The organism is Streptomyces sp. NPDC032721, assembly GCF_055579625.1.
Window position 1 is genome coordinate 244,880 of record NZ_JBVIMX010000004.1, and the last position, 23,923, is coordinate 268,802.

Consider the following 23,923-nt stretch of genomic DNA (forward strand, 5'->3'; position numbering starts at 1 on the left):
CACTCGTTCGAGTGGGAATTGCCCTCTCGAAAGAGTTGATCGAGGCGATTGGGCTGACGTGGCGGGACCTGTCGCCCTGTGGAGGGATGAGTGGCCTTGAGGGCGATTTGTCGACCATGTCGCAATACGTTGTCGACTTGTCCCCAAGTGGAGACGGCCCCCTGTGGATAACTCTGTGGAAACCTGTGGGGGCCGCTTCGCGGGCGGCTCAGGCCCGACCGTCCTGGCACCGCGTCAGCCAGTCCGACGCCTCGACGAACTCCCGGTCCGACGTCCCGTGCCGCAGCTCCGGCACGTCCTCCACCGCCACCCCGGCCCGCGGGTAGGACCCCAGGAACCGCACCTTCGGCGCGATCCGCTTCAGCCCCATGAGGGCCTCGCCCACCCGCCGGTCCGAGATGTGCCCCTCCGCGTCCACCGCGAAGCAGTAGTTGCCGATCCCCGCGCCGGTCGGCCGCGACTGGATGAGCATCAGGTTCACCCCGCGTACCGCGAACTCCTGGAGCAGTTCGAGCAGCGCGCCCGGGCGGTCGGGGCCCAGCCAGATCACCACCGAGGTCTTGTCCGCACCCGTCGGCGCGGCCGGCCTGGCGGGCCGGCCCACCAGGACGAAGCGGGTCTGCGCGTTCACCGCGTCGTGGATGTCGGTGACCAGCGGCTCCAGACCGTACGTCGCCGCCGCGAACTCCCCCGCGAAAGCCGCGTCGTACCGGCCCTCCTGCACCTGCCGGGCACCGTCCGCGTTGGACGCGGACGACTCCCACACCACGTCCGGCAGGTTCGTCTTGATCCAGTTGCGCACCTGCGGCTGAGCGGCCGGGTGCGCGGTGACCGTCTTGATGTCGGTGAGCTTCGTCCCCGGCCGCACCAGCAGCGCGAAGCGGATCGACAGCAGCACCTCGCGGTAGATCATCAGCGGTTCGCCCGAGGTCAGCGCGTCGAGCGTGGCGGTGATGCCGCCCTCGACCGAGTTCTCGATCGGGACCAGGGCAGCCGCCGCCTCCCCGCTGCGGACGGCGTCCAGCGCGGCCGGCACCGACACCATCGGGGCGAGCTCACGGGTGGCTGCTTCGGGGAGAGTGCGGAGGGCGACCTCGGTGAAGGTGCCCTCGGGGCCGAGATAGGCGTAGCGCGTCGCTGACATACGGTCACCCTAGTAGCCCGTACGAGCGGCCTGCCCGACCGTCTCAGGACTCCCGCCTATCCCTCCAGCAGCCGCTGTCCCACGTACTCGCCCTTCGACGCTCCGCCCGGTACCGCGAACAGTCCGCTCGCCTCGTGCCGGATGAACTTCGACAGCGCGTCTCCCCGGTCCAGCTTGCGCTGTACGGGCACGAAGCCGCGCATCGGGTCCGCCTGCCAGCAGATGAACAGCAGCCCCGCGTCGGGGACCCCTTCCGCCGACATCCCGTCGTGGTACGAGAACGGGCGGCGCAGCATCGCGGCCCCGCTGTTCTGCTCGGGTGCCGAGATCCGGGAGTGCGCGTCGGCGGCGATGACCAGCCGGCCGTTGGGGGAGACCTTGTCGAGGGCGAGTTCGGTGTGCTCGTCGCCGCCGGTCAGCGGGGCACCGTCCTTCTTGCGCCGCCCGATCACCTGCTCCTGGGCGTCCCTGGACAGCTGCTCCCAGTCGTCGAGGAGCATGCGGATGCGTCGTACGACCGCGTACGAACCGCCCGCCATCCACGCCGGGTCGCCGTTCTCCGGCACGAAGATCCGCCGGTCGAAGTCGGGCTCCGAGGGCTTCGGGTTGCCCGTGCCGTCGACCTGGCCCATCAGGTTGCGGGCGGTCATCGGGGAGGCGGTCGCGCCGGGCGAACGGTTGAAGCCGTTCATCTGCCAGCGCACCCTGGCCGCGTCACCGGCCTCCTTCTGCACGGCGCGCAGCGCGTGGAAGGCGACCAGCGCGTCGTCCGCGCCGATCTGCACCCACAGATCACCGTTGCTGCGGCGGGCGTCGAGGTGGTCGGAGGAGAAGTCCGGCAGCGGGTCCAGGGCCGTGGGGCGCTTGGAGGTCAGGCCTGTGCGGTCGAAGAAGGTCCGGCCGAACCCGAAGGTGAGGGTGAGCGAGGACGGGCCCGCGTCGTATGCGACGCCGGTGTCCGCCCCGGCCAGCGGCCTGCCCGCCATCAGCTCCGCGGCCAGCGCCGACCAGCGGCGCAGCAGCGTCATGGCCTCCTTGCGGCCGGAGCCGGGAGCCAGGTCGAAGGCGATGAGGTGGCCGCGCGCCTGGAGGGGCGTGGTGATGCCGGCCTGATGTTTCCCGTGAAACATCGCTGCGGTCGAGCCGACCGTCGACAGGGCGGCGGGTCCCTCGTCGTCCGAGGAGACCGCGGCGGAGACGCCGGCGCCGCCCGCCGCACCCAGGACGAGCCCGGCGGCACCGGCGGCACCGGCCGTGCCGAGCAGCCGCCGCCGCGAGATCCCGGCCGAGGCGTCGTCCGGCCCGGCCGCTCCGGGAGACGAGGCGGATGCCGGGGACGAGGGGGAAGGGGAGGAGGTAGGGGTCTCGGTCACGCCGGTCAGCCGATCTTCACGTTCTTGTTCACGGTCACTTGGTCGATGTCGGAGGTACGGATCGTCACGTCCAGCTTCCAGGTCCCGGCCATCGGGATCTGGACCCCGTTCGCACTCCAGTGTCCGGGCGCCAGCCTGTCGGGCACGACGGGCAGCGGGCCGATCTGCTTCTCCTCGTTGGTGAGGGCGACCTTCAGCTCGGGCGCGTCCACCGGCTTGCGCGCGGTCGACTCGGCCCAGACGTGCAGGGCGTTGCTGCCGGTGCGTCCCGGGGTGATCTGGACGCGGAGGGTGCCCTGTCCGCCCTCGCCGCCGGTGTCGAACGGGATGCTGAGGTCGACCGGCCGGTCGGGCACCGCGGGTGCGGCGCTGGTGCCCCGGCCCGCCTCCTTGAGTTCGGTGCGGCCCGGCTCGGTGCTGGTCAGGACGGTGGTGACGGCGAGCAGGACCACCGCGACCCCGGCCTCCACGAAGACCGAGCGGCGCAGTCCCGACCGCTCCGGGTCGGCGTCGCGGACGCGCTTGGCGAGCGCGGTGCTCATGGCGGCCTGCTGCCGGGCGAGCTGCGCGGCCCGCTTCGGGTCCTCGGGCACGGTCACCGGCTCGGGCTCCGGCTCCGCCTTCGGTCCGGCCTGGGCGGCCCGCGCTTCCAGCACGGCGGCGGCCTCGGCCTCCGGGGCCGGGCCCTCCGCCAGCCGCGCGGTCCACCGGCGCGAGTACCAGGCGCCGCCGACCATGACCGCGACCAGCGCGATCTTCGCCAGCAGCAGCTGTCCGTACGTCGTGTCGAAGAGCGCGGCCCAGGAGCCGACCTGACGCCAGGACTGGTAGACGCCGGTCACGACGAGTACGGCGACGCAGCTGAAGGCGAACCGGGAGAAGTTCCGTACGGCGGTACGTTCCAGCGACGGCGAGCGGTAGAGCGCGACGAGCAGTGCGGCGAGCCCGCCCAGCCAGCCGGCCACCGCCAGCATGTGGAGCACGTCGACGGGCATCGCGATCCCCGGCTGCAGACCGGTCGAGGCGTGCTCGGACATGGCCCAGGTCGCGGCGATGCCCGCCGCGACGACCCCGCCGCCGAGGGCGAGGCCGAAGGTGAGGTCCTTGTGGGAGGAGTCCTCGTCCTCCTGGTCGGCGTCGCCTGCCTGATCGCCGTCGCCCGCCTGACCGCCGTCCGCATCGCCGTCGGCCGCCTTGCGCGCGTACGCCCCGAAGAGCACCGCCACGAAGAGCGCGGCCGCACCGAGGAGCAGCAGCCGCGACACCAGCGCGGCCCCGGTCTTCGTCGTCAGTACGGTCTTGAGCGCGGCCAGGTCGAAGACGTCCGACAGCTGGCCCGAGCCGGTGTACGGGGCCCTGAGCAGCAGCATCAGGAGGGTGGACGCCGCCAGCACCAGCCAGCCGCGCACCACCAGACGCTGCATCGGCCGCTCGGCCGCACCCCGCCGCCAGCAGGCCAGCACGAAGGCGGCACCGCCGACCAGCACGATGAACCCGGCGTAGGCGGCGTACCGCGCGATCCCGTAGAGCGCGCCGACCACACCGCCGCCCGCCTCCTGGGAGGGCAGGTCGACGCTGCTCTTCGAGGGGGCGCCGATGGAGAAGGTGAAGGCACCCGAGATGGGGTGGCTGTCGGCGGAGACGGCCTGGTAGGCGACGGTGTACGTGCCGTTGGGCAGGCCGTCGCGCAGCGCGATGCCGTACTTGATGACGCTCGCGCTGCACAGGTCGAGCGTCTCGCCGGTGTCGGCGCGCTTGCCGGTGGGGTCCAGGACCCGGATGGCGTCGTCGCCGAGCGCGATCTGCTCGGAGAAGTTGAGAGTGACGTTCTTGGGGGCGGTGGCGAGCACCGCCCCGTCCTTCGGGTTGCTGTCGGTGAGCGCGGCGTGCGCGCTCGCGGGGGTGGCCCCCGCGAGCAGTGCCAGCAGTGCGCCGAGCAGCAGGGTGGCGGCGAGCAGTGCGCGCGCGGCCGGGGTCCGGACCGGTGTCCGAAGGCTCGGGGCGGTGTCCGTCATGGTGTGCGCTCAGCCCCTCAGTGGTGCTGCTGCGGGTTGTGGGTGGCGGCCTCGACCGGCATCTCGACCTTGAGCGTGCCGGACTTCTCGAAGTGCAGCTCGACGGCGATCCTGTCGCCCTTCTTCGGCTTCTTCTTCACGTCGAGGAACATGATGTGGTTGCCGCCGCGCTTGAGGTCGAGCGAGCCGTTCGCGGGGACGTCGAAGGACTTCACCTCGCGCATCTTCCCGCCCGTCGTCTCGTGGATCTCCGCCTTGCCGGCGAAGCCGGTGGCAGTGACCTTTGTCAGCTTGTCGGCGACCGCACCGCTGTTCTTCACGGTGAGGAAGCCGCCGGCCATGTCGGCCATCGCGGGTTCCGGGATGAAGGCTCCGGCGACCGCGAGGTGCGGCTTGGCGTCGGCGGGCCGGGGCACGTCGGTGGTCTTCGTCGTCGGCTTGTCGCCTGTGTCGCCGCCGCAGCCGGTGAGGGCGAGCGAGCCGGCGAGGGCTATGGCGGCGAGACCGGCGACGCGGGTGGTGCGAGCGGTGCGGGTGGTGAGGGTGGTGCGGCGGTTCACGGGTTTTCTCCCTTGACGATCTTCGGGAGATCGGCGGTGTAGTCCTCGGGGGTGGCTTCGTCGGTGTACAGCAGATAGCCCGCGTCCGTCTTCGGCGAGAACGCGATGACCTGCTTGCTGTGCATGGACGTGACGTTGCCCTGCTTGTCGGTCGTGGACGGCTCGATGCTGACGCCGATCTGGCGTGCGCCGGCCTGGATGGTCGGGAAGTCGCCGGTCAGCCCGATGAACTTCGGGTCGCCCGCGCCCTTGAGCCACTTGCCGAGTTCCTTCGGAGTGTCCCGCTTCGGGTCGGTGGTGACGAAGATGACCTGGAGTTTCTCCTGGTCGGCCTTCGAGAGCTTCTTGAACGCGACGGCGATGTTGCTCATCGTCAGCGGGCACACGTCGGGGCACTTGGTGTAGCCGAAGTAGATGAGCGTCGGCTTGCCCTTGGTGGCCTCGCGGAGGTCGTAGCTCTTGCCGTGGGTGTCGGTGAGCACGAGGTTGGGCTTGGTGTACGGCCGGTCGAGGACCGTTCCGGCCTTGGCCTTGGTGGGCGTGGAGACCTCGGCGGCGGACTGACTGCCGTCCTTGGAGGTGTCGCCGCCGCACGCGGACAGGGTGAGTGTGGCCGCGGCGACGAGCGCCGCCGCGACCAGCACGTTCTTCTTGCGCATGGAAATCCTGATGCTTCGAGGGGGTGGGTCAGGCGGCGCGGCGGCGGCCGGCGAGAACGCCGAAAGCCACACCCGCGACACCCACGATGATGCCTACGACGCCGAGCACCCTGGCGGTGGTGTCGCTGCTGTCGGCCGCGGCGGTCGTCTTCGTGTCCTTCTCCGCGGACTTGGCGGACTTGTCGGCCGCCGACTTGTCGTCGCCCGAGGCCGCCGCGTCCTTGGCGGCACCGTGGCCGTCGCCCGCGGGTGCCGTGAGCTTGAGGACGGGAGCGGGGGACTCCGGCTCAGGTGCGCCTTCCTTGGGCGCCTCGATCCAGCGCACGACTTCCTTGTTGTCGTACGTCTGGATCGCCTTGAGCACGAGCTCGTCGGTGTCCTCGGGGAGCTGGCCGAGCGAGAGCGGGAACTGCTGGAACTCGCCGGGGCCGATCTTCCCGCCGGTCCAGGTGATCTTCTCGACGGCTTCCTTGATCTCCTTGCCGTGCACCTTCAGCGGCTTGTCCAGCTTGGCCTTCTCGACCTTCACGGTCCAGCCGGGCACGGCCTGCGGCATCACCGAGGTGAGCGGGTGGTCCTTGACCGGGAAGGTCACTTCGAGCTGCACGGTCGAGGCGTTGTCGCGCTCGTTGGGGACCTTGACGTTGACGGTGGCGTAACCGCCCTTGGCGGCAGGGCCGACGGGCTGCACGCTGACGTGCGCGAAGGCGGGCCCGGCCAGCAGCGCCACGGAGGCGGCGGAAGCGGCCCCGACGACGGCGACCCGGGACAGGCGAGTGGCGCGAGGCGTACGAGAGGTACGGGAGGCGCGGGAGATACGTGAAGCGTTCATGGTTGTGAACCCCACAGAGGCAGGAGCGAATTGGGTGAGGGGCGCGCCCGCGCACGGCGGGGCGCGCCGGATCCGCGACCCGCTCCGTGCCCGCGTCCGAGAGGAACGGGTGGTGGGGGTCGCGTCAGGCGGCGAGGGAGTACGCCGGCGCGGGCGGCCCGCGCCTGATCACCGAATGCTGCAGACCGTCCTCGTCCGTCCGTACGGGGACGAGGAAGGGGGCGGGCACCGGCCGGGGACCGCACGCGGGCGCCCCGGGAAGACCCGCCAGGAGGGCGCGTACGAGGGAGAGTGCGGCGCGCAGGGATCCCATGAGCGCCCCCGCCGCGACCTCCTGGGCGCGGAACGCCGAGAGCACGCCGAGGCGCCGCAGCGCGAGATCACCGCGGCGCAGCAGCCACCCGGTGGCGAGCGCCGCGAGCAGATGGCCGAGCAGCATGGGGAGGCTGGGGACCAGCGAGTGCAGACAGTCGGCCGCTGCGGCGGCACCGTCCTGTCCACCGCCCGTCCCCAGGGCGCCGTAGCCGTCGTACGACCCGGAAGCCGATGCTCCGGTCGAGCCGGTGCCCAGCGCGTGCCCCGAGTGGCCGCCCGCTGCCGGGCCGATTCCGCTCGTGGCCACGACGTCGCGGGCCTCGGCCGCGCTCATTCCCGTGTTGCCGCCGCACATCAGCTGGGCGGCGAGCGGGCCCAGCGGGCTCTGTTCGCCGCCGGACACGGCAGCCGAGTGCTGCTGGCCGAGGCCGAACACCGCGTGCAGACCGAGCTGTCCCGCGGTCAGCGCGAAGGTGATCGAGGACAGCGAACGGGTGCGTCCGGCCAACGGCGCGGCCAGTGCGAACACTCCGGTGAAGGCCACCGCGAGCGTCCACCACGGCACGGTCGCCGTCGAGCCCAGCACGTGCCCGGTCGCGGACAGCACGACGCAGACCGCGGTGAACACCGCGGCCCTCGCGAGCCGCGAGGCGGCTCGGTGGCGTGCGTCGCGCGGGGCGACGGGCAGGACGGGCTGGGACATGGCGGAGCCATCATCGCACTGCGCCCCCCTCCCCGGCCCGGCAGGTCCACAAGCTCCCGATCGTCCCTTACGTCGCGGAAGTCGCCCTGCTCCGCCGCCCGCCGCGAAACCCGGAACGGGACCGGACGGAACTCCCCGTACACCGGCGTGCGGGGTGCGTACAGCCGCCGAACGAGCGCTCTCACCCCGATTGTTGGCTTACCGACCACCCGGAGCGGCAATACGTAGTCGTATGTCGAGCCGCAGCCAGGAGGCTGGAGCATGAGCATCTGGTGGTCACTCCACTTGCGGCGCGAAGCCGCGAGCGTTCCGCTCGCCCGCCGCCTACTGCTCGGCGCCATGGAGACCGCGGGAGTGGACCCGGACATCTCCTACGACCTGTCGGTCGCGCTCACCGAGGCCTGTGCGAACGCGGTCGAGCACGGCGGGGACGACACCTCGGACACGCCCGCCGCGGAGTACCGGGTGACCGCGTACCTGGACGGCGAGAAGTGCCGCATCGAGGTCACCGACTCCGGTCCCGGCTTTCCTCCGGTACGCCGCCGGGGCGCGCCACCGTCCCGGGTCCCGCACACCCGCGAGAACGGCAGGGGCCTCTGCCTGATCGAGCAGCTCGCCGACCACGTCCACTTCCGCAACCGGCCCCGGCCGGGGCGGGGCGCGGTGGTGACGTTCGACAAGATCCTGAAATGGCGCGAGGGCGCGCTGCTCCAGGCGTCCTGAAGGACCCCGGGCAACGCGCCCCCGGTACTGCGGGTGGCTATCAGGCGGCCTTGGCGGCCTTGGTGGCGGCCATCCACGCCTCGACCTCGTCGGAGCGGCGCGGCAGCGCGGCCGACAGGTTCCGGTTGCCGTCCTCGGTGACCAGGATGTCGTCCTCGATCCGGACGCCGATGCCCCGGTACTCCTCGGGCACGGTCAGGTCGTCCGCCTGGAAGTACAGGCCGGGCTCGACGGTCAGGCAGACGCCCGGCTCCAGCGTGCCGTTGACGTACGCCTCGGTGCGCGCGGCGGCGCAGTCGTGGACGTCCAGGCCGAGCATGTGGCCGGTGCCGTGCAGGGTCCAGCGGCGCTGCAGGCCGAGCTCCAGGACGCGGTCGACCGGGCCCTCGACGAGGCCCCACTCGACGAGCTTCTCGGCGAGCACGCGCTGCGAGGCGTCGTGGAAGTCGCGGAACGCGGCACCCGGCTTGACCGCGGCGATACCGGCCTCCTGGGCCTCGTACACCGCGTCGTAGATCTTCTTCTGGAGCGGCGTGAACGTGCCGTTGATCGGCAGCGTGCGCGTGACGTCGGCGGTGTAGAGGGAGTGGGTCTCCACACCGGCGTCGAGCAGCAGCAGTTCGCCGGAGCGGACGTCGCCGTCGTTGCGCACCCAGTGCAGGGTGGTGGCGTGCGGGCCGGCGGCGCAGATCGAGCCGTAGCCCAGGTCGTTGCCCTCGACGCGGGCGCGCAGGAAGAACGTGCCCTCGATGTAGCGCTCGCTGGTGGCCTCGGCCTTGTCCAGGACCTTCACGACGTCCTCGAAGCCGCGCACGGTCGAGTCGACGGCCTTCTGCAGCTCGCCGATCTCGAACTCGTCCTTCACCGTGCGTGCCTCGGAGAGGTAGACGCGCAGTTCCTCGTCGGTCTCGGCGGTGACCTTGTCGGCGAGGGCGGCCTCGATGCCCGCGTCGTGCCCGCGCACGGTGCGCACCCGGCCGGTGGCCTCGCGCAGCGCCCCGGGCAGCTCGCGGACGTCCTTGGCGGGCAGGCCGAGCAGCAGCTCGGCCTCGGACAGAGAGTTGCGGCGGCCGACCCACAGCTCGCCCTGGCCGCTCAGCCAGAACTCGCCGTTCTCCCGGTTGGAGCGCGGCAGCAGGTAGATCGTCGCGTCGTGCCCGGTCTCGGTCGGCTCCAGGACCAGGACGCCGTCCTCGGTCTGGTTGCCGGTCAGGTACACGTACTCGGTGGAGGCGCGGAAGGAGTACTCGGTGTCGTTCGAGCGGGTCTTGAGGTTGCCCGCGGGAACGACCAGGCGCTCGCCGGGGAAGCGCGCGGAGAGCGCGGCGCGGCGGGCGGCGGTGAACGGCGCCTGGGCGATCGGCTTCAGGTCGCGCAGTTCGGTGTCGGCCCAGCCGGACTTCATGTTCTCGGCGAGCTCGTCGGACACGCCCCCGTACAGCCCGTTCTTGCGCTGCTTGGGAGTCTCCTCCTCCGCATCTTCTGCGGACTCGGCATCCACGGCTTCCGGGTTCTCCGGCTTGAGCTCCTCAGACACGACACGTCTCCTCATACGACACAGGGCCAGGGGTTTCCCGCCTCCTGGCCCTCCATCGTATGTCCGTGCGGACAAAGGGTCCCCAGCCTGTGGATAACTGTGAGAAAACAGTCGCACGCGACGACCGGCCCAAAGCGGCCACAGGGTACGGATCGCCGCCGGTCAGTCGAATCGGGCCGCGAGCAGCACGATGTCCGAGGCCGAGTCCACCGCGTCGAGCCCGTCCGGCAGCACCGTCCGCAGGACGTGGTCGGCGATCGCCCCGGGATCCTCGCGGATCGTCCTGGGCACGCTCGCCGCCGCCGCGTGCAGCCGTGCGAAGGCCCGGTCCATGGGGTCGCCGGTGCGGTGCAGCAGTCCTTCGGTGTAGAGCAGCACGGTCTCGCCCGGCTCCGGCGAGATGTCCACGCTGGGCGCCTCCCAGCAGGACAGCATCCCCAGCGGCGCGGACAGCGAGGTCTCCGCGAACTCGGTCCTGCGCTCGCCGACGATCAGCGGCGGGCAGTGCCCGGCGCCCGAGAGGACGATCTTCCGCTTGGCCGGTTCGCAGTACGCGAGCAGTGCCGTGGCCGATCTGGCCGGTTCGGTCAGCCGCATCAGCAGCTCCAGATCGGACAGTACGGCGACCGGGTCCTCGCCCTCCATGACGGCGTACGCCCGCAGACTCGCCCGCAGCCGGCCCATGGCGGCCGTCACGCCGGGGCCCGTGCCGGTGACCGAGCCGACGACCAGGCCGAGCGCCCCTTCGGGCAGCGGCAGCGCGTCGAACCAGTCGCCGCCGCCGCGCGGCCCCGTGCGGTGCCGGACCGCCATCCGTACGCCGGAGACCCGGGGCAGCCGGCTGGGCAGCAGCTCCTCGGTCAGGATCGCCACACGCGCGCGTGCCCGCTCCAGCTCGACGAGACGGGCCAGGTGCTCGGCGGCGTACCGGATGTAGAGGCCGGCCAGATGGCGTTGGCGCTCCACCGGCTCGGCCGGTTCGTCGTACAGCCAGACGACCGACCCGAGGGTGCCCGAAGGGCCGGTCAGTGCCAGGGCGTGGCTGGCGGCGTAGCCGAGGCGGGCGGCGACCTCGCGGTGCAGCGGGTCGAGCCCCTCCTCGCGGAACAGATCGGGGCTGGAACGGAACAGATCCGGCCCCGGGGCGGTGCCCTCGGGCGCGCCCTCGGCGGCGGCCCTGCGCGGCACCGTCTCGATGTGGCCGAGTTCGGCGTGCGACAGACCCAGTCCGACGGTGCTCACGGGGCCGAGTCCGTCGGCGGGTTCGAGGACGACGAGGCCCCGGCGGGCCCCGACCAGGGTGGCTCCGGCACGCACCACGGCGTGCAGCGCTTCGTCCAGCGCACCGGTGCCCACCAGGCGTTCGGTGAGTTCGTGCAGGGTGGTGAGGTCGGAGACCCAGCCGGCCAGCCGGTCCTGGATCACGGCTCCCGCAGGCGCGGGAGTCTGCGCGGGGGGCGGAACCATGGGATCGATTCCGGCCACTTTCGGCACGTTCGGGGCGCTCATGTCAGCCGGCTTTCCGCCTGGTGCGTTTCGCTCAATAGCATCGCAAACCCCCATGTCATTCTGCGCCGCTATTAATGGATCCACATCTACACGCACATGTGAGTGGATGTCCAGCATTGTCCTGGGGGGATTCATGGTGTCCCTGAGGAATCAGAGGAATACCAACTTGGCGTAAAAATGCAGTCCCCGACGGGTATTTGGGGTCGACTGAGGGGGATCGACAGCGCGTCATATCGGCGGTGCTGGGTATCTGACTCGGTGATGACCGGGGGACTGCGGCCGTGCCGCCGTCGGCCCGGAACCCGGCGGCGGGCGCAGGCGTCCTATCCGCTGTGGGCCCGGCACGGTCCCCGAGTCAGCGGGGAAGCACCAGGGAAAGTGCGACGGGTAAGTCCAAGCACGACCAAAAGCTCCGGCGACGTCCCGCGGGACGGGTAAGCGCCCAGTGCGCGCCACCCTCCGCCACGTTCCACGCCCGGCCCTCGAAGGCTGCCGTACCGCAGTCTGTTCAGTGCTTGTCCTGTTCGGTGCTCGTCCGTTCTGCTCAGTGGCTCGGCACGTCTTTTTGTACGCGCAGTGAAGTGATGCACATGGTGCGATGTGGACCTCGGCGTTCAACGGAAAGGAACGAGCGCTCATGCGCGAGATCCTCGGAAGGCGACGCAGGCTCCGGTTCCGGCGAAGCGAGCGGCCAGCCCCACCCGGTACGGCGCTGAACTGCGCCACCGCGTGGCAGTGGCCGGTGCTTCCCGGCGTGGGCCTGGCGACGGCAGCCGACGGCCGCTCCGGCACGGGCCGGAGCTGTGCCTGTCCCGACCCCGAGTGCGCGGTGCCCGGCGCGCACCCCTTCGACCCGGGGCTGCTCGCGGCCACCACCGACGCGCGCATGGTGCGCTGGTGGTGGGAGTCCCGTCCGGCGGCACCGGTACTGCTGGCCACCGGGGGCGACGCCCCCTGCGCGCTCAGCCTGCCGGCGCTGGCCGGTGCGCGGGCACTGGTCGCGCTGGACCGGATGGGGGTGCGGCTCGGGCCCGTCGTGGCGACACCCACCCGGTGGTCGCTCATGGTGGCCCCGTACTCCCTGGAGAGGCTCGGCGAACTGCTGTACGCCAAGGACCGGGTGCCCTCCTCGCTCAGGTTCCACGGGGACGGGGGCTACCTGGTGCTGCCGACCTCGGAGACGGGCGTGGGGAAGGTGCGGTGGGAGCGGGAACCCACCCTGGCCAGGGACGGTCGGCCGTGGCTGCCGGACGTCGAGACGGTGCTGGACGCCCTGGTCGTGGCGAGCAGCGGTGCGCCGGGCGGCGGGAGCAGGCTCGCGTACTGAATGAGGTTTGTGCGGGCGCACTCGCGCATAGGGCGCGAGTGGGCCCCAGGGGGTTCGCCGGGCCCGGGCGGACCCCTGTGGTGTTAACCGTCCCGTGGCTCTCACTCGTAAGGGTGTGAGACGCCGCGAGTTCAGCGGAATTGGGCGCGCGGCCGACAAGGCGCGCGCCATCCGTGGATATCTTCGGCCCACCGTCACGAATTTCCCGGCAGATGACAGGTGGGCGCTCCCCTTGAATATCCGCATGATCGGGCTTTCGGCCGTCGTCGTGTTCACCGTTCTCCTGCCGTTCGCGGGTGCGTCGGCCGGACCTGCGGATTCGGAGGGGGCCGCACCCGGCCCTGCGGAGGCCGCGCCGGGCTCCGTGGCGAAGGAGGCTGTGGGCGGCGCCCCGGAGGACGATCCCAAGGCGCTCCACGGGCGCGCGCACGCGCGGTGCGGACCCGAAGTGGTCTCCCCCGAGGGCGTGGAGGCCCAGACCTGCGTACTCACGGAGGGGCGTGAAACCTGGGCGCGTACGTACTACCGGAACGCGACGGGCGCGGAACTGGACGCCCTGCTCAGCCTCATGGGGCCGGCCGGGCGCACCGTACGGATGCGGTGCGCTGTGGGCGCGGAGGACGAGCCGGGGCTGTGCGAGACGCCCCGCGAGCCGGCGCGCGGGACCGCGCCGGAGGGGTACACGGGGTACACGGGGTACACGGCGGTTTCGGAATTCGCGGGCCCGAAGGACGGTCCACTGCTCTTGAGGTCCGGCAGCAACTCGGTTGACCCGGACACCCGTTGATCGGCGAGTCTTCAGCCGTACGGGGCGGGAGAAATGAAAGGCCCGATCGCTGGCGACGGGGGATGCACCAGCGACCGGGCTCCTAGAACGGTAACAAGAGATCTGCTGTTCGCAAATTCGATCTCGTGTATTCAGACAGCGATTTACCGGCCAGTACGGGGAGTTGTGACCGGGGTCACCATGTCCCGTCCGTCCCGTTGTGCGCTGTGCAACGGACGGGTCGGCCGAGGGGCCGGGCGACTCCTCGGCCGGGGGTCAGCTCAGGGTCACCTGGCGGTTGGTGAGGCCGCCGCGCGCGCGGCGCTCCTCGGACGTCAGCGGGGCGTCCGAGGCGAGCGCCCCGGCCAGCCGCTCGGCGAACTCGGCGGCGGGCTTCTCGCACTGCTCGGCCGTCATCGCGCTCGGCAGGTCCCAGACCGGGACGATGATGCCGTGCGCGCGGAACGAGCCGACCAGACGGGTGTCCTCGCCGAGCGAGGACTCACCGGCCGCGTGCAGCCTGGCGAGCGCGTCGAGGAGCTTCTCCTCGGGGTGCGGCATGGCCCACCGCAGGTGGTTCTTCTCCGGCGTCTCGCACCAGTACGCGGCGTCCACGCCGGTCAGCCGTACGGTCGGGATCGCGGCGGCGTTGGCCCGCTCCAGGGAGGCGGTCACCTCGGCGGAGGCGTTCTCGCTGTCCGGCACCCAGAACTCGAAGCCGGTGTGGACGTTCGGCTCGAAACCGGCGTCCGCGTCCAGCAGGTCCTGGAGGCGCGGGCCGTCGGCGGCGGGCTTGCCGGCGGCGACCGGGTTGCCCGGCTCGGCCGTCAGCGCACGCTGCAGGGTGTCGGCCATGCCACGGCTCAGGTCGCCGGACAGGGTGTCGTTCTGCAGGCCCAGGAGTACGGAGCCGTCCTCGCGGCGCAGCGCGGGCCACGCCATCGGAAGCACGGTCGCGAGCGTCACCGACGGAACGCCCTCCGGCAGCCCGCCCTTGAGGGAGAGCTCGACGGTCGCCGCCGGGACCAGCTCGCGCAGCGCGACCCAGTCGCACTCGCCGGCCAGGCCCTCGAAGGGGCGCTGGACCACTTCGGTGACGGCGTGCGAGGCGGCACGGCCGTGGCACGCCTTGTAGCGGCGGCCGGAACCGCACGGGCAGGGCTCGCGCGCCCCGACCACCGGCACGGGCTCGTTGCTGGCGGTCTGCGGCTTGGCGGACTTGGTCTGCGGGCGCTTCTTGGCCATGCGTGCTTCTCCCATTGCGGCAGTGCGGTGTCGGCGCGAGCCTAGCCGCAATGGGGAGCACTGCCCTTCGGACGGCCCTGCGGGGGCCGCCCGGGTCTTCTGGTGGGGCCGCCTTGGACTCAGCCCAGTTCGTCGAACGGGACCGCGAAGTCCAGGGCCGGTGGTGCGACGCGCGTAGCGAAGTCGCTGTGCCGGGGGCTGCCGTCGAGGATCACCCACACCGTCACCTCGCCCGACGCCCGGTCGTCCCGTACGCCCCAGGTCTTGGCGAGCGCGCTGATGATGGTCAGCCCACGACCGCCCCGGGCGGTGACCGACGGAGTGGCCGGAACCGGGCGGGTCGGACCGCCACCGTCCGTCACTTCCACGGTCAGCCGTCCCGTCGGATCGACCCCCCACGCGGCGCGGACGTCACCGTCGCCGACCTCTGCCGCGCCCAGTGGCCTGCCGTGCCGGCAGGCATTGCTCAGTAGTTCGGAAAGGACCAGTACCGCATCATCAACGACCGATTCGGACACCCCTTTTGTGCGCAACTCTGCACGCATCTGGTGTCTGGCCGTTCCCACGCCAGCAGGACCATGCGGAATGGCCATGCACGACGACGTGGGCACCTCCTGTGCCTCCATCAACGCCACCCCCGAGACCTCCTTCGCCCCCACGCGAGGTGTGAATTCCCCAATGGCCTGGACCGGAAACCGGCCAAGCCTTGGCCAGTGATGCACTCGGCACGATCGAATACGGTACGGATGCGCCGGGGCACTCCCCGTAACGGGTCTCAAAGGCGCCCGAGTTGGGCGAGTACCTGTTTGGGGCGGTTGGTGATGATTGCCTCTACTCCGAGGCGTACGCACAGATCGACGTCCTCCGGCTCGTTCACCGTCCACACGTGCACCCGGTGTCCCGCGCGGTGCAGCCGGGCGATGTACCCGGGGTGGTTGCGCACGATGCGCATGCCGGGGCCCGCGATGCGCGCGCCCGCCGGGAGCCGTCCGTCGCGCAGCCGGGGCGTCACGAACTGCATCAGGTAGACCGTCGGGATGGCCGGGGCGGCGAGGCTGACGCGGTGCAGCGAGCGGGCCGAGAAGCTCATGATCCGGACCGGCGGCGGCGCGCCCTGCTCCTTCGGGGGGCCGTCGAGCCCGAACCGCTTCAGCATCTCCAGGAGCTTCTCCTCGACCTGGCCCGCCCATCGGGTGGGGTGCTTGGTCTCGATGGCCAGCTGGAGCGGACGGCCCGCGTCCGCGACCAGTTCGAGGAGCCGCTCCAGCGTCAGTACGGAGGTGAGCTCGCCGGGGCCCGAGCCCCGGCCCGGATCCCAGTCGGGGCTCTCGGCGCTCTCCTCGCGGCCCTTCCAGGAGCCGAAGTCGAGGGCGGCGAGGTCGGCCAGTTCGAGTGCGGAGACCGCGCCGCGGCCGTTGGACGTACGGTTCACCCGCCGGTCGTGGACACAGACGAGATGCCCGTCGGCGGTCAGCCGCACATCGCACTCCAGGGCGTCCGCCCCGTCCTCGATCGCCTTCCGGTACGCGGCGAGGGTGTGCTCGGGAGCGTCCTCGGAGGCTCCGCGGTGGGCGACTACCTGGATGCGCTGCTGTCGTGCGTGGGTCACCGCGACATGGTGTCACCGACACGGGGCAGGTGTAGGCGAAAGGCCGTCGCCAGGACCTCGGAGGTGGGCATTCCGGAGCCGTTCGGCCGCCACCCGAGGGCCAGCGGATGCGTCCCATTGGTCCGGAATAAAGGATGACGTGCGGACGCACAGGTCCCGCTTACAGTGCTCTGACGTGCTGTGGGAAAAGCTGACGGCACACACTTGCACAGCGGGACATAGAGACACAGGACGACGTGGAACCGAGGAGAGAGCTGTGAGCACCGAGAACGAGGGCACTGCGGTACCGGCCGCCCCGTCCGACCCGCCACCGCCTCCTGCCCCCGACAACGCCCCCGGGGCTCCGGCGGGTGCTGATCCGGTACGGGCGGCCGCCGAGCCGACGGGCGCTCAGACCCCGGCCCCTGCCCCTGCCCCTGAGTCTGCCCCTGCCCCTGCTCCCGTGCACGAGGCCCATCCGCACGCTCCCTACGGGACCACGCAGGCCGCGCAGCACACGGCGGAGCTCCCGGTCACCGGTGCCGCCCCCGGTCCGCAGCCGCCCGCGGCTCCTGCGGCCCCCGTGACCCCGCCCGCCGCCCACACGTCTCACACGCCCCACGCGGCCCCCGGTGGGGCCTGGCCGCCCGCGCCGCCGCCCGCGTACCCCTCGTACGGCGGCGGCAACGGCGGCGACCCCTGGGGTGCGCCCCTGAGCGCCGACTCCCCCGAGCCGAAGCCGCGCAAGGGCCGTGGCGGGCTGATCGCCGCCGTCCTGGTCGCCGCACTGGTCGCGGGCGGTGTCGGCAGTGGCCTCGGCTACTGGGCGGCGAACCGCGGCGACAACGGACCCGGCGGTTCCACCACCATCTCGGCGGCGGGCAACCCGCAGGACTTCAAGCGCGACCCGGACAGCGTCGCGGGCGTGGCGGCCAAGGCGCTCCCCTCCGTCGTCACGATCGACGCGCAGAGCGGCAGCGGCGAGGGCGGCACCGGCACCGGCTTCGTCTACGACAAGCAGGGCCACATCCTCACCAACAACCACGTGGTCGCCTCGGCGGCCGGGGGCGGCGAGCTCTCGGTGACGTTCTCCGACGGCAAGAAGTACGCCGCCGAAGTCGTCGGCCGGGCACAGGGTTACGACGTCGCGGTCATCAAGCTCAAGAACGCGGGCGACCTCAACCCGCTCCCCCTGGGCGACTCGGACAAGGTCGTCGTGGGCGACTCGACGATCGCCATCGGCGCCCCCTTCGGTCTGTCCAACACCGTCACCACCGGCATCGTCAGCGCCAAGGACCGCCCGGTCGCCTCGGGCGATGGCCAGGGCAGCAAGGCCTCGTACATGAGTGCCCTGCAGACCGACGCGTCGATCAACCCGGGCAACTCCGGCGGCCCGCTGCTCGATTCGCGTGGTGCGGTCATCGGCATCAACTCCGCGATCCAGTCGGTGCCGAGCGGCGGGCTCGGCGGCGGAAGCGGCCAGTCCGGCTCGATCGGCCTCGGTTTCGCGATCCCGATCAACCAGGCCAAGACGGTCGCCCAGCAACTCATCAAGACCGGCAAGCCGGTCTACCCGATGATCGGTGCGACGGTCTCGATGGAGCAGAAGGGCGACGGCGCCAAGATCGCGGAGAAGGGCGTGAACAACACCCCCGCGGTCTCCGCCGGCGGCCCCGCCGCCGCGGCCGGTCTCAAGCCCGGTGACGTCATCACCAAGCTGGACGACCGCGTCATCGACAGCGGCCCCACCCTGATCAGCGAGATCTGGACCCACAAGCCCGGCGACAAGGTCAAGCTGACCTACACGCGCGACGGCAAGCAGTCCACTGCCGAAGTCACCCTCCAGGCGCGCGAGGGCGACGACTAGAGGCTGTCGGCCGCGCGGCTCGGGAGGGGTCCGAAGAGGGCGGATTCCCGGCCGCGCGGGCCAGGCTTGGGCCAACGGCCCGCCCCGACCTCGGCAACCGCTAGGCTGTAGGCGCTCCGCCGCAGGTCGGCGGGGCTGAGGTGGGTTGCCCGAGCGGCCTAAGGGAACGGTCTTGAAAACCGTCGTGGCAGCGATGTCACCGTGGGTTCAAATCCCACACCCACCGCAGAAGAACGGCCCCTGACCAGGTAACTCGGTTGGGGGCCGCTGCTGTTGGTGTACCCCGTGAGTACCTGGTCCTCCCCGTGGTTCCCCGGTCCTTCGGGCACGCAAGGGGCACGGTCCCGCCTAGGTCGGTGGAGCGGCTTTGGGCGGGAGCTGCTTTGGGGCGAGTGATCAGGGCCCCTTACGCTGGCCGCGATTCGGGCAGCACCTAGCCTGCCCGCAACAGCCCGAATCGGGGCCCTGATCGTAGAGGCTCGCCCCAAAGTGGCTGCCTAAAGCCGTGGAACCGACCGCCCCGGCCACCCACGTACTCCACCACCCACTTCGCCCTTCGCCCCGCGTCCTTCGTAGGCCACCTGACCGTGGGGGCCCATCAGCTTCTGTGCCGCTTGGCACGGACTCCTGCGAGTCGGCTGAGGGGAGGGGCCTGCCCGTTCAAGGGCTCGGTGGTCGGGTGCTGGGGGCAGGGACGGGAAGCAGTGCTCGGTCCGGTGTATCGGCCCCTTGGCTGGCCTAAGCGTGAAGCGGGATCACCTCGGGGCAACCTTGGGTGGCGCGGGGCCGGGGCCGGGGCGGCGCGGGCCGAAGGCAGGAGCGAAGCCCCGAGCTCCGAGCCCGCGCTGGCCCGCAGTGCGGGCCGGTGTGGTGTGTTCCCGTAGCGGCGCCTGGCCAAGCTCGTTGGCCAGCACGCCGGAAGCCCGAAAGGGCAGAGCCCCCGTCCCGTACCCCAAGCCCGCAGGGCGAACGCCCCGGCCCGTGGCCGGTGTCCCGATCACGTAAGTCGGTGAAGCGCGAGAGGCTGTGGTGCCTCGCGTGGTCACTTCGGGTGCGTCGGGGGCCCAAGAGCGGTTGAGGTACGTCCGCGCCTGCATGCCCTCGCGGGATTTCTCCGGAGGGAGCCCTACCCCCCCTCCCCGCCCGAAGGGTGGGGCTTGATGAAGTAGAGAAACCTGTAACAGGCCATTGGCGGTGCATCAAAGGCGGTCGGGTCCGCCCGTGTGACCTGCGGTGACGGGGCCGGTTTTGCTGGCAAACCCTCAGCAGATCGCGAGGATGCTTCTTCGATCAGGCTGTGGACTCTTGCCAGAAGCCGGGAGTGTAGACATCCTCCCAAAGCTCGATGGGCCCGTCTTCGTCATAGAACGTGGTGTGGAGCACAAGGACCGGCACCGCAGCGTTAGGGGGGTAGGGCACCTCAAGCGCTTCGAGCTCATAGTCAGCCGCAAGGCGTGCGGTGCGCCGTTCTGGAGATCGGGTGATCTCCCGCCCGGTACGCGCTGTATAGGTCTCTTGCCAGAACGGCAGGAGCTGGCCATTTTGCGCAACCTCTGGCACGTCTCGTAGTACCCGTGGGTGGATGAACGACAGTCCGAGCGCGTACGGAACGCCGTTGCGCCGGAAGGTTCGCTTGCGGATAACGATCTCTTCGAACGGTTCGATGAGGAGCTGTTCGATGATCTCGTTGTCATTGCATCCCCGAATCACCGCCGAGTGATCGGTGGACGACTCTTCTCCCGCGTAGGGGCTGCCCGTCGCGCTGAGACGGTCCAACCTTGCTGCGCCGGTCACGGCGGTACGGGGCCGGGCAGCAACTACGGTGCCTACTCCCGGTTTGGCGTAGGTGAGTCCTTCGGCCTTGAGCTGTTTGAACGCTCGGTTCGCAGTGGTGACAGTGACTCCGTACTGCTCCTGAATCTCATTGAGCGACGGAATTTTATCTCCGGGGTTGAGCACGCCGTTCTGCATCTGCTTCCGCAGCTCAGCGGCAATATGCGCGTATCCGATCTTCGCCATGTTGTCCCGACCGCCCTTCGGATTTGAGACCTCATAGGTAGAGTACCTTGTGTAGTGCTACATGAAGTGCTCTACTTAAGTCAGCAAGGGGCCCAACGGGCCTTGGTCCTCGCTGACTGGAGTTGACATGCCGTCCTTCAAGATCGATCTCTCGACCGCTGTGGTGTTCGTGGCGACTGCGCCGGAGCCGAAGATGGTCAACAAGAAGACCGGGGAGCGGGCCGTGGACCGGGAGACCGGTGCGGACCTGTTCACGGTGGGCCTGCTGGTCTCGGACGAGGGGGAGGGCAACCTCTACCAGGTGACGGTGCCGGAGACGGGTATCCCGTCCAGCCTGACGCCGGGCATGCCGGTGTCGGTGATCAGCCTGAAGGCGCGCGACTGGGAGAACGAGTTCAACGGCCAGAAGCGGCACGGGATCTCGTTCCGCGCAGTTGCGATCACGGCGGGGTCCTGATCATGCCGGAGCCGAAGACCTGCTTACTGCTGGCTGCTGTGGTGGCGGTCGTGGTCGGGCTGGCGGTGGCGAAGGTGCGGGCTCCGCGCCTGTACTGGTCGCTGATCGGGATGCCGCTGGCCTGGGGCCGGTTCACGCTGACGTACCGGTCCACGATGGAGGTGTGCGGGCTGACGGTGCAGCCGTCGGTGCTGCGGGCGTTCATGACGCGCAACGTGGTGCGTAAGGAGGTGAGGCCCCAGCCGCCGAAGGTCCGCCGGGTGCGGCCTACCTCGACTGGTTTGCGGGTCACCCTGCGGCTTACCGCTGGTCTGGAACCTGCGGACGTGAGCGCGGCCTCGGAACGGTTGCGGCACGCCTGGGGAGTCCGCTCGGTGACCGTGCGCGAAACCAAGCCCGGCATCGTCGAACTGCGGATGACCGGGTACGACGTCCTCAACCGGGTACGCATGCCACGCCGTTCCAAGCTCAAGGGCCCGCTAGTCGTTCCGGTTGCCCTGCGGGAGGACGGGTCGGTGTTCGCCCGGGAGTACGCGAAGGTGCCGCACTCGCTGACCCTGGGCGCGAATCAGTCGGGCAAGTCGATGTATCAGCGCAACCTGGTGGCCGGTCTGGCGAAGCTGCCGGTGGGCCTGGTCGGGATCGACTGCAAGCGAGGTGTGGAGCAAGGCCGGTACGCACCACGGCTGTCGGCGCTGGCGACCACCCCGGAGGAGGCCGGACGCCTTCTCGATGTGCTGGTCACCGAGATGGAAGACCGCTTCGACGTCCTAAGCCTGCACGGCGTCTCGGACCTGTGGGAACTTCCCGACCAGTTTCGGCCGGTGCCGCTGGTGGTTTTGGTCGACGAGGTGGCGGAACTGTTCCTGGTGGCCGCGAAGAAGGACGAGGAACGCCGGGACCGCATGGTCATGCAGATGGTCCGGCTCGCGCAGATGGCCCGCGCGGTCGGGATCTATCTGGAGATCTGCGGGCAGCGCTTCGGCTCCGAACTCGGCAAGGGCGCAACGACGTTGCGTGCGCAGCTCACCGGCCGGGTCGTGCACCGGGTCAATGACAAGCAGACCGGCGAAATGGGCCTGGGCGACATCGCCCCGGAGGCGGTGCAGGCCGTGACGACCATTGCCCCGGACCGTCCCGGGGTGGCGGTGGCCGGGGACTCCTCCGGCGGCTGGTCCCGCATCCGTACCCCTGCGATGACCGCCGATGAAGCGGTGGCAGCCTGCCGCGAGTTCGCGCACCTGACCCCGGCCTTGAGCGTGCTTGCCCCGTTCCGGCCGCCGGTCCGTACCGAGCCGACCGTGGTGCCCCCGCGCCCGGTGGTGGCCCCTCGGCCGGTCACCGAGTAACAACCCCCGCTTCCCTCCCGGCCGGTGTGACCGTCTCACGCCAGTTCCCTACCCCGCCCATGCCCGAAACCGAAGGGAGCACCACGCCATGAGCCCCGCCCGCAAGACCGCCACCCCGAAGCCCGTCCCCGTCGAACTGGTGCCGTGCAAGCCGTGCAAGGGCACCGGGGAGGTTTCCAAGCCCGTCTGCGTCGGCCGCAAGCGCCGTCTGGTCGGCAAGCAGACCGGGATGTGCCTGGCCTGCTTTGGCGCCGGTGAGCACGCCCCGCGCTGAGTGTTCCCCGCCGGTACCGGGCGGCCGGACTTCGTGAGCCCCGCCCGGCACCGGCCCTAACCCCGAAGGGAGGTGAAGGTCATGAACCGTCCCGCGTTCCGCCTGGACGCCGTACTGATCCAAGCAGTGATTGCCGGTGCGTTGTCCTTCGCCCACCTGCACGACCTCGCTGCTGCTGCCGGACAGACTGGCTGGAAGGCCTGGGCTTACCCGATCAGCGTGGATCTGCTGTTGGTGGCTGCTTGGCGGCGGCTGCGCACCGGCAGCGCCAACCGGCTGGCCTGGTCCTGGTTCCTGATTGCGCTGATCGCCTCGCTCGGGGCGAACGTCGCCACCGCCGGATTCCTGGATCTTGCCCACCCTCCGGCTTGGCTGCGGTTCGGCGTCGCCGGATGGCCCGCCCTCGCGTTCCTCGGAGGCACGCTCCTGGCGCACGCTCCGTCCCGATCCGCTGAGGTTTTGCCGGCAAAACCGGGCCCGTCACCGCAGGTCACACGGGAGGGCCCCGCCTTCGACGCTGTACCGGTGCCTGATCCGTCCGTGGCCCCGCCCGCCGCCGACCCGGTGCCGGAGCACGAGGAGATTCCTGCTCCCGATCCGGTACCGGCACTGCCCGAAACGGCAGCCACGGGAGTTCCCCCGGCACTGATCGAGCACGCCCGGAAGGTTGCTGTCGAGCACCGCACCCGGACCGGGGCCGCCATCGACGCGGACACCCTGCGAACCCGCCTCGGGGTTCCCGAAGCGCTCGCGACCACGCTCGCCGCCCAACTCACCTGACACGGAAGGAGATCCACCATGCCCCGACCGAACCGCTTCTTCGACCTGATCCGTATCGGCCCCGTCCGGGTCGGCAGCTACTACAACGGGCGCGGCGCCACCAAGCACACGGCCGCCTGCACCGCCCCGAAGTGCGGTTTTTCCGCCGACTACGACAGCCGTGCGGCTGCCGAACTCGCCGCCCGTACTCACCGTTGCACGGCCTGAGAGGGAGAGCTGTCCCATGCAACTGCCTGACGAACAGTTCCGCGCCGGACACATCCCCACCGAGCTCTACCGGCGGATCCCGCCCGGCACCGACCCGACCAAGGTCGTGATCGTGCAGGAAGCACCTCGCTCCTACAAGGGTCCGATCCTGCTCACGCTGGCCATCACCGTCGGAGCCGTGATCGTCCTGTTCGTGCTCGCCTACGTCGTCCAGATCGTCGCCGCTTCGATGATCGCGGTGCTGTCGGCGACCTGCGGTCTGAGTTACACCCTCAACCGCGCCTCCAAGAGCGGCGGTTCGTCCGCCCGTATCGCCAAGGGGCGCTCTCGCTCTCCTCGCAGGCGCCCTACGCGCTCTCGGCCCGTCCGCTCGAAGAGCCGCTACCGCAAGTACTAGGGCCTTCCGGGGCGGAATCAACCGCCAAGTTTCCCCCGCCCCGGACGCCGTGCTCCTACCCGATCTCTCAACCGGAAGGAAGTTCCATCATGCCCGACCGCATCCCGGCCGATGCCCGGCTCTGCCCGGCCTGCTACGGCTTCGCCACCGTCCACGTGACCACCGGCCACCGCTATCCGGACGGCTCCCGCGTCACGATTCCCGCCGACTGCCCGGCCTGCTGGGGTCACGGATACGCCCCCGCCTGGCTCGCCACCACCGCGGCCGGGAGGTGAGC

General features: G+C 70.7%; 25 protein-coding genes and 1 tRNA gene. 12 read left to right on the forward strand and 14 right to left on the reverse strand.

What is annotated here, in order from left to right:
• Nucleotides 1–208: 208 nt before the first annotated feature.
• The 7 genes from pheA to ACZ5PB_RS11355 all read right to left on the reverse strand — a co-directional run bounded on the left by pheA (nt 209) and on the right by ACZ5PB_RS11355 (nt 7,601).
• Nucleotides 209–1,144 (reverse strand): prephenate dehydratase, encoded by a 936-nt coding sequence (pheA, locus tag ACZ5PB_RS11325; protein WP_468689943.1) that lies wholly within the window; start codon nt 1,142–1,144, stop codon nt 209–211.
• A 56-nt stretch (nt 1,145–1,200) separates the two neighbouring features.
• Nucleotides 1,201–2,517: an iron uptake transporter deferrochelatase/peroxidase subunit gene (gene efeB / locus ACZ5PB_RS11330; protein ID WP_468689945.1), complete on the reverse strand. Its 1,317-nt coding sequence runs from the start codon at nt 2,515–2,517 to the stop codon at nt 1,201–1,203.
• 5 nt (nt 2,518–2,522) lie between these two features.
• The gene (locus tag ACZ5PB_RS11335) at nt 2,523–4,532 is read right to left on the reverse strand and encodes a copper resistance CopC/CopD family protein (protein WP_468689947.1); all 2,010 of its coding nucleotides are present in this window, start codon (nt 4,530–4,532) and stop codon (nt 2,523–2,525) included.
• A 17-nt stretch (nt 4,533–4,549) separates the two neighbouring features.
• Complete coding sequence (locus ACZ5PB_RS11340; RefSeq protein WP_468689948.1) at nt 4,550–5,092, reverse strand: copper chaperone PCu(A)C; 543 nt, start codon at nt 5,090–5,092, stop codon at nt 4,550–4,552.
• Nucleotides 5,089–5,751: an SCO family protein gene (locus tag ACZ5PB_RS11345; RefSeq protein ID WP_468689950.1), complete on the reverse strand. Its 663-nt coding sequence runs from the start codon at nt 5,749–5,751 to the stop codon at nt 5,089–5,091. Before ACZ5PB_RS11345 ends, ACZ5PB_RS11340 begins: the two co-directional genes overlap by 4 nt.
• 28 nt (nt 5,752–5,779) lie before the next feature.
• On the reverse strand, nt 5,780–6,583 hold the full coding sequence (locus tag ACZ5PB_RS11350) for a YcnI family copper-binding membrane protein (protein ID WP_468689951.1): 804 nt from the start codon (nt 6,581–6,583) through the stop codon (nt 5,780–5,782).
• A gap of 124 nt (nt 6,584–6,707) precedes the next feature.
• Nucleotides 6,708–7,601 carry a hypothetical protein gene (locus ACZ5PB_RS11355; protein WP_468689953.1) on the reverse strand — a complete coding sequence of 298 codons (894 nt, stop codon included), beginning with the start codon at nt 7,599–7,601 and terminating at the stop codon, nt 6,708–6,710.
• Nucleotides 7,602–7,862: 261 nt separating this feature from the next.
• Between ACZ5PB_RS11355 and ACZ5PB_RS11360 the strand changes: the two genes are divergently transcribed.
• On the forward strand, nt 7,863–8,324 hold the full coding sequence (locus tag ACZ5PB_RS11360; RefSeq protein ID WP_468689955.1) for an ATP-binding protein: 462 nt from the start codon (nt 7,863–7,865) through the stop codon (nt 8,322–8,324).
• A 40-nt stretch (nt 8,325–8,364) separates the two neighbouring features.
• Here the strand turns inward: ACZ5PB_RS11360 and ACZ5PB_RS11365 are convergent, their stop codons facing one another.
• Both ACZ5PB_RS11365 and ACZ5PB_RS11370 read right to left on the reverse strand, forming a co-directional pair.
• A complete protein-coding gene (locus ACZ5PB_RS11365; RefSeq protein ID WP_468689957.1) occupies nt 8,365–9,861 on the reverse strand; it encodes an aminopeptidase P family protein in 1,497 nt (498 codons plus the stop codon).
• A 162-nt stretch (nt 9,862–10,023) separates the two neighbouring features.
• Nucleotides 10,024–11,487, reverse strand: coding sequence for a PP2C family protein-serine/threonine phosphatase (locus ACZ5PB_RS11370; protein WP_468689959.1), 1,464 nt, complete (start codon nt 11,485–11,487; stop codon nt 10,024–10,026).
• Nucleotides 11,488–12,007: 520 nt separating this feature from the next.
• Here ACZ5PB_RS11370 and ACZ5PB_RS11375 point away from each other — a divergent pair.
• Nucleotides 12,008–12,697: a bifunctional DNA primase/polymerase gene (locus tag ACZ5PB_RS11375; RefSeq protein ID WP_468689961.1), complete on the forward strand. Its 690-nt coding sequence runs from the start codon at nt 12,008–12,010 to the stop codon at nt 12,695–12,697.
• Between the two features lie 244 nt (nt 12,698–12,941).
• Nucleotides 12,942–13,484: a hypothetical protein gene (locus ACZ5PB_RS11380; protein ID WP_468689963.1), complete on the forward strand. Its 543-nt coding sequence runs from the start codon at nt 12,942–12,944 to the stop codon at nt 13,482–13,484.
• Nucleotides 13,485–13,739: 255 nt separating this feature from the next.
• Here the strand turns inward: ACZ5PB_RS11380 and ACZ5PB_RS11385 are convergent, their stop codons facing one another.
• The 3 genes from ACZ5PB_RS11385 to ACZ5PB_RS11395 all read right to left on the reverse strand — a co-directional run bounded on the left by ACZ5PB_RS11385 (nt 13,740) and on the right by ACZ5PB_RS11395 (nt 16,317).
• On the reverse strand, nt 13,740–14,708 hold the full coding sequence (locus ACZ5PB_RS11385; protein ID WP_468689965.1) for a DUF5926 family protein: 969 nt from the start codon (nt 14,706–14,708) through the stop codon (nt 13,740–13,742).
• Nucleotides 14,709–14,827: 119 nt separating this feature from the next.
• Complete coding sequence (locus ACZ5PB_RS11390; RefSeq protein ID WP_468689966.1) at nt 14,828–15,430, reverse strand: ATP-binding protein; 603 nt, start codon at nt 15,428–15,430, stop codon at nt 14,828–14,830.
• 53 nt (nt 15,431–15,483) lie between these two features.
• Nucleotides 15,484–16,317 carry a glycerophosphodiester phosphodiesterase gene (locus ACZ5PB_RS11395; RefSeq protein WP_468689968.1) on the reverse strand — a complete coding sequence of 278 codons (834 nt, stop codon included), beginning with the start codon at nt 16,315–16,317 and terminating at the stop codon, nt 15,484–15,486.
• A gap of 256 nt (nt 16,318–16,573) precedes the next feature.
• Between ACZ5PB_RS11395 and ACZ5PB_RS11400 the strand changes: the two genes are divergently transcribed.
• A complete protein-coding gene (locus tag ACZ5PB_RS11400) occupies nt 16,574–18,163 on the forward strand; it encodes a S1C family serine protease (protein WP_468689970.1) in 1,590 nt (529 codons plus the stop codon).
• 139 nt (nt 18,164–18,302) lie between these two features.
• Nucleotides 18,303–18,389, forward strand: a tRNA-Ser gene (locus tag ACZ5PB_RS11405).
• A 1,064-nt stretch (nt 18,390–19,453) separates the two neighbouring features.
• Here the strand turns inward: ACZ5PB_RS11405 and ACZ5PB_RS11410 are convergent.
• Nucleotides 19,454–20,182 carry a GntR family transcriptional regulator gene (locus tag ACZ5PB_RS11410; protein ID WP_468689972.1) on the reverse strand — a complete coding sequence of 243 codons (729 nt, stop codon included), beginning with the start codon at nt 20,180–20,182 and terminating at the stop codon, nt 19,454–19,456.
• 127 nt (nt 20,183–20,309) lie between these two features.
• On the opposite strand from ACZ5PB_RS11410, the gene ACZ5PB_RS11415 reads away from it, so the two are divergent.
• Nucleotides 20,310–20,639: an SCO3933 family regulatory protein gene (locus ACZ5PB_RS11415; protein ID WP_468689973.1), complete on the forward strand. Its 330-nt coding sequence runs from the start codon at nt 20,310–20,312 to the stop codon at nt 20,637–20,639.
• On the opposite strand, the gene ACZ5PB_RS11420 is transcribed toward ACZ5PB_RS11415, so the two are convergent.
• Nucleotides 20,623–20,844, reverse strand: coding sequence for a hypothetical protein (locus tag ACZ5PB_RS11420; RefSeq protein WP_468690292.1), 222 nt, complete (start codon nt 20,842–20,844; stop codon nt 20,623–20,625). The two genes, ACZ5PB_RS11415 and ACZ5PB_RS11420, sit on opposite strands and share 17 nt — an antisense overlap.
• Between ACZ5PB_RS11420 and ACZ5PB_RS11425 the strand changes: the two genes are divergently transcribed.
• The 6 genes from ACZ5PB_RS11425 (at nt 20,750) to ACZ5PB_RS11450 (ending at nt 23,921) form a co-directional block, all read left to right on the forward strand.
• Nucleotides 20,750–21,988: an FtsK/SpoIIIE domain-containing protein gene (locus tag ACZ5PB_RS11425; RefSeq protein WP_468690285.1), complete on the forward strand. Its 1,239-nt coding sequence runs from the start codon at nt 20,750–20,752 to the stop codon at nt 21,986–21,988. The two genes, ACZ5PB_RS11420 and ACZ5PB_RS11425, sit on opposite strands and share 95 nt — an antisense overlap.
• Nucleotides 21,989–22,076: 88 nt before the next feature.
• Nucleotides 22,077–22,262 carry a hypothetical protein gene (locus ACZ5PB_RS11430; protein WP_468689975.1) on the forward strand — a complete coding sequence of 62 codons (186 nt, stop codon included), beginning with the start codon at nt 22,077–22,079 and terminating at the stop codon, nt 22,260–22,262.
• 81 nt (nt 22,263–22,343) lie between these two features.
• Complete coding sequence (locus ACZ5PB_RS11435; protein ID WP_468689977.1) at nt 22,344–23,042, forward strand: DUF2637 domain-containing protein; 699 nt, start codon at nt 22,344–22,346, stop codon at nt 23,040–23,042.
• 18 nt (nt 23,043–23,060) lie between these two features.
• Complete coding sequence (locus tag ACZ5PB_RS11440) at nt 23,061–23,249, forward strand: mobile element transfer protein (RefSeq protein WP_468689979.1); 189 nt, start codon at nt 23,061–23,063, stop codon at nt 23,247–23,249.
• Between the two features lie 16 nt (nt 23,250–23,265).
• Entirely contained in the window at nt 23,266–23,646 is a 381-nt protein-coding gene (locus tag ACZ5PB_RS11445; protein WP_468689981.1) for a hypothetical protein, read from the forward strand.
• 89 nt (nt 23,647–23,735) lie between these two features.
• The gene (locus tag ACZ5PB_RS11450) at nt 23,736–23,921 is read left to right on the forward strand and encodes a hypothetical protein (RefSeq protein WP_468689982.1); all 186 of its coding nucleotides are present in this window, start codon (nt 23,736–23,738) and stop codon (nt 23,919–23,921) included.
• Nucleotides 23,922–23,923: the final 2 nt, after the last annotated feature.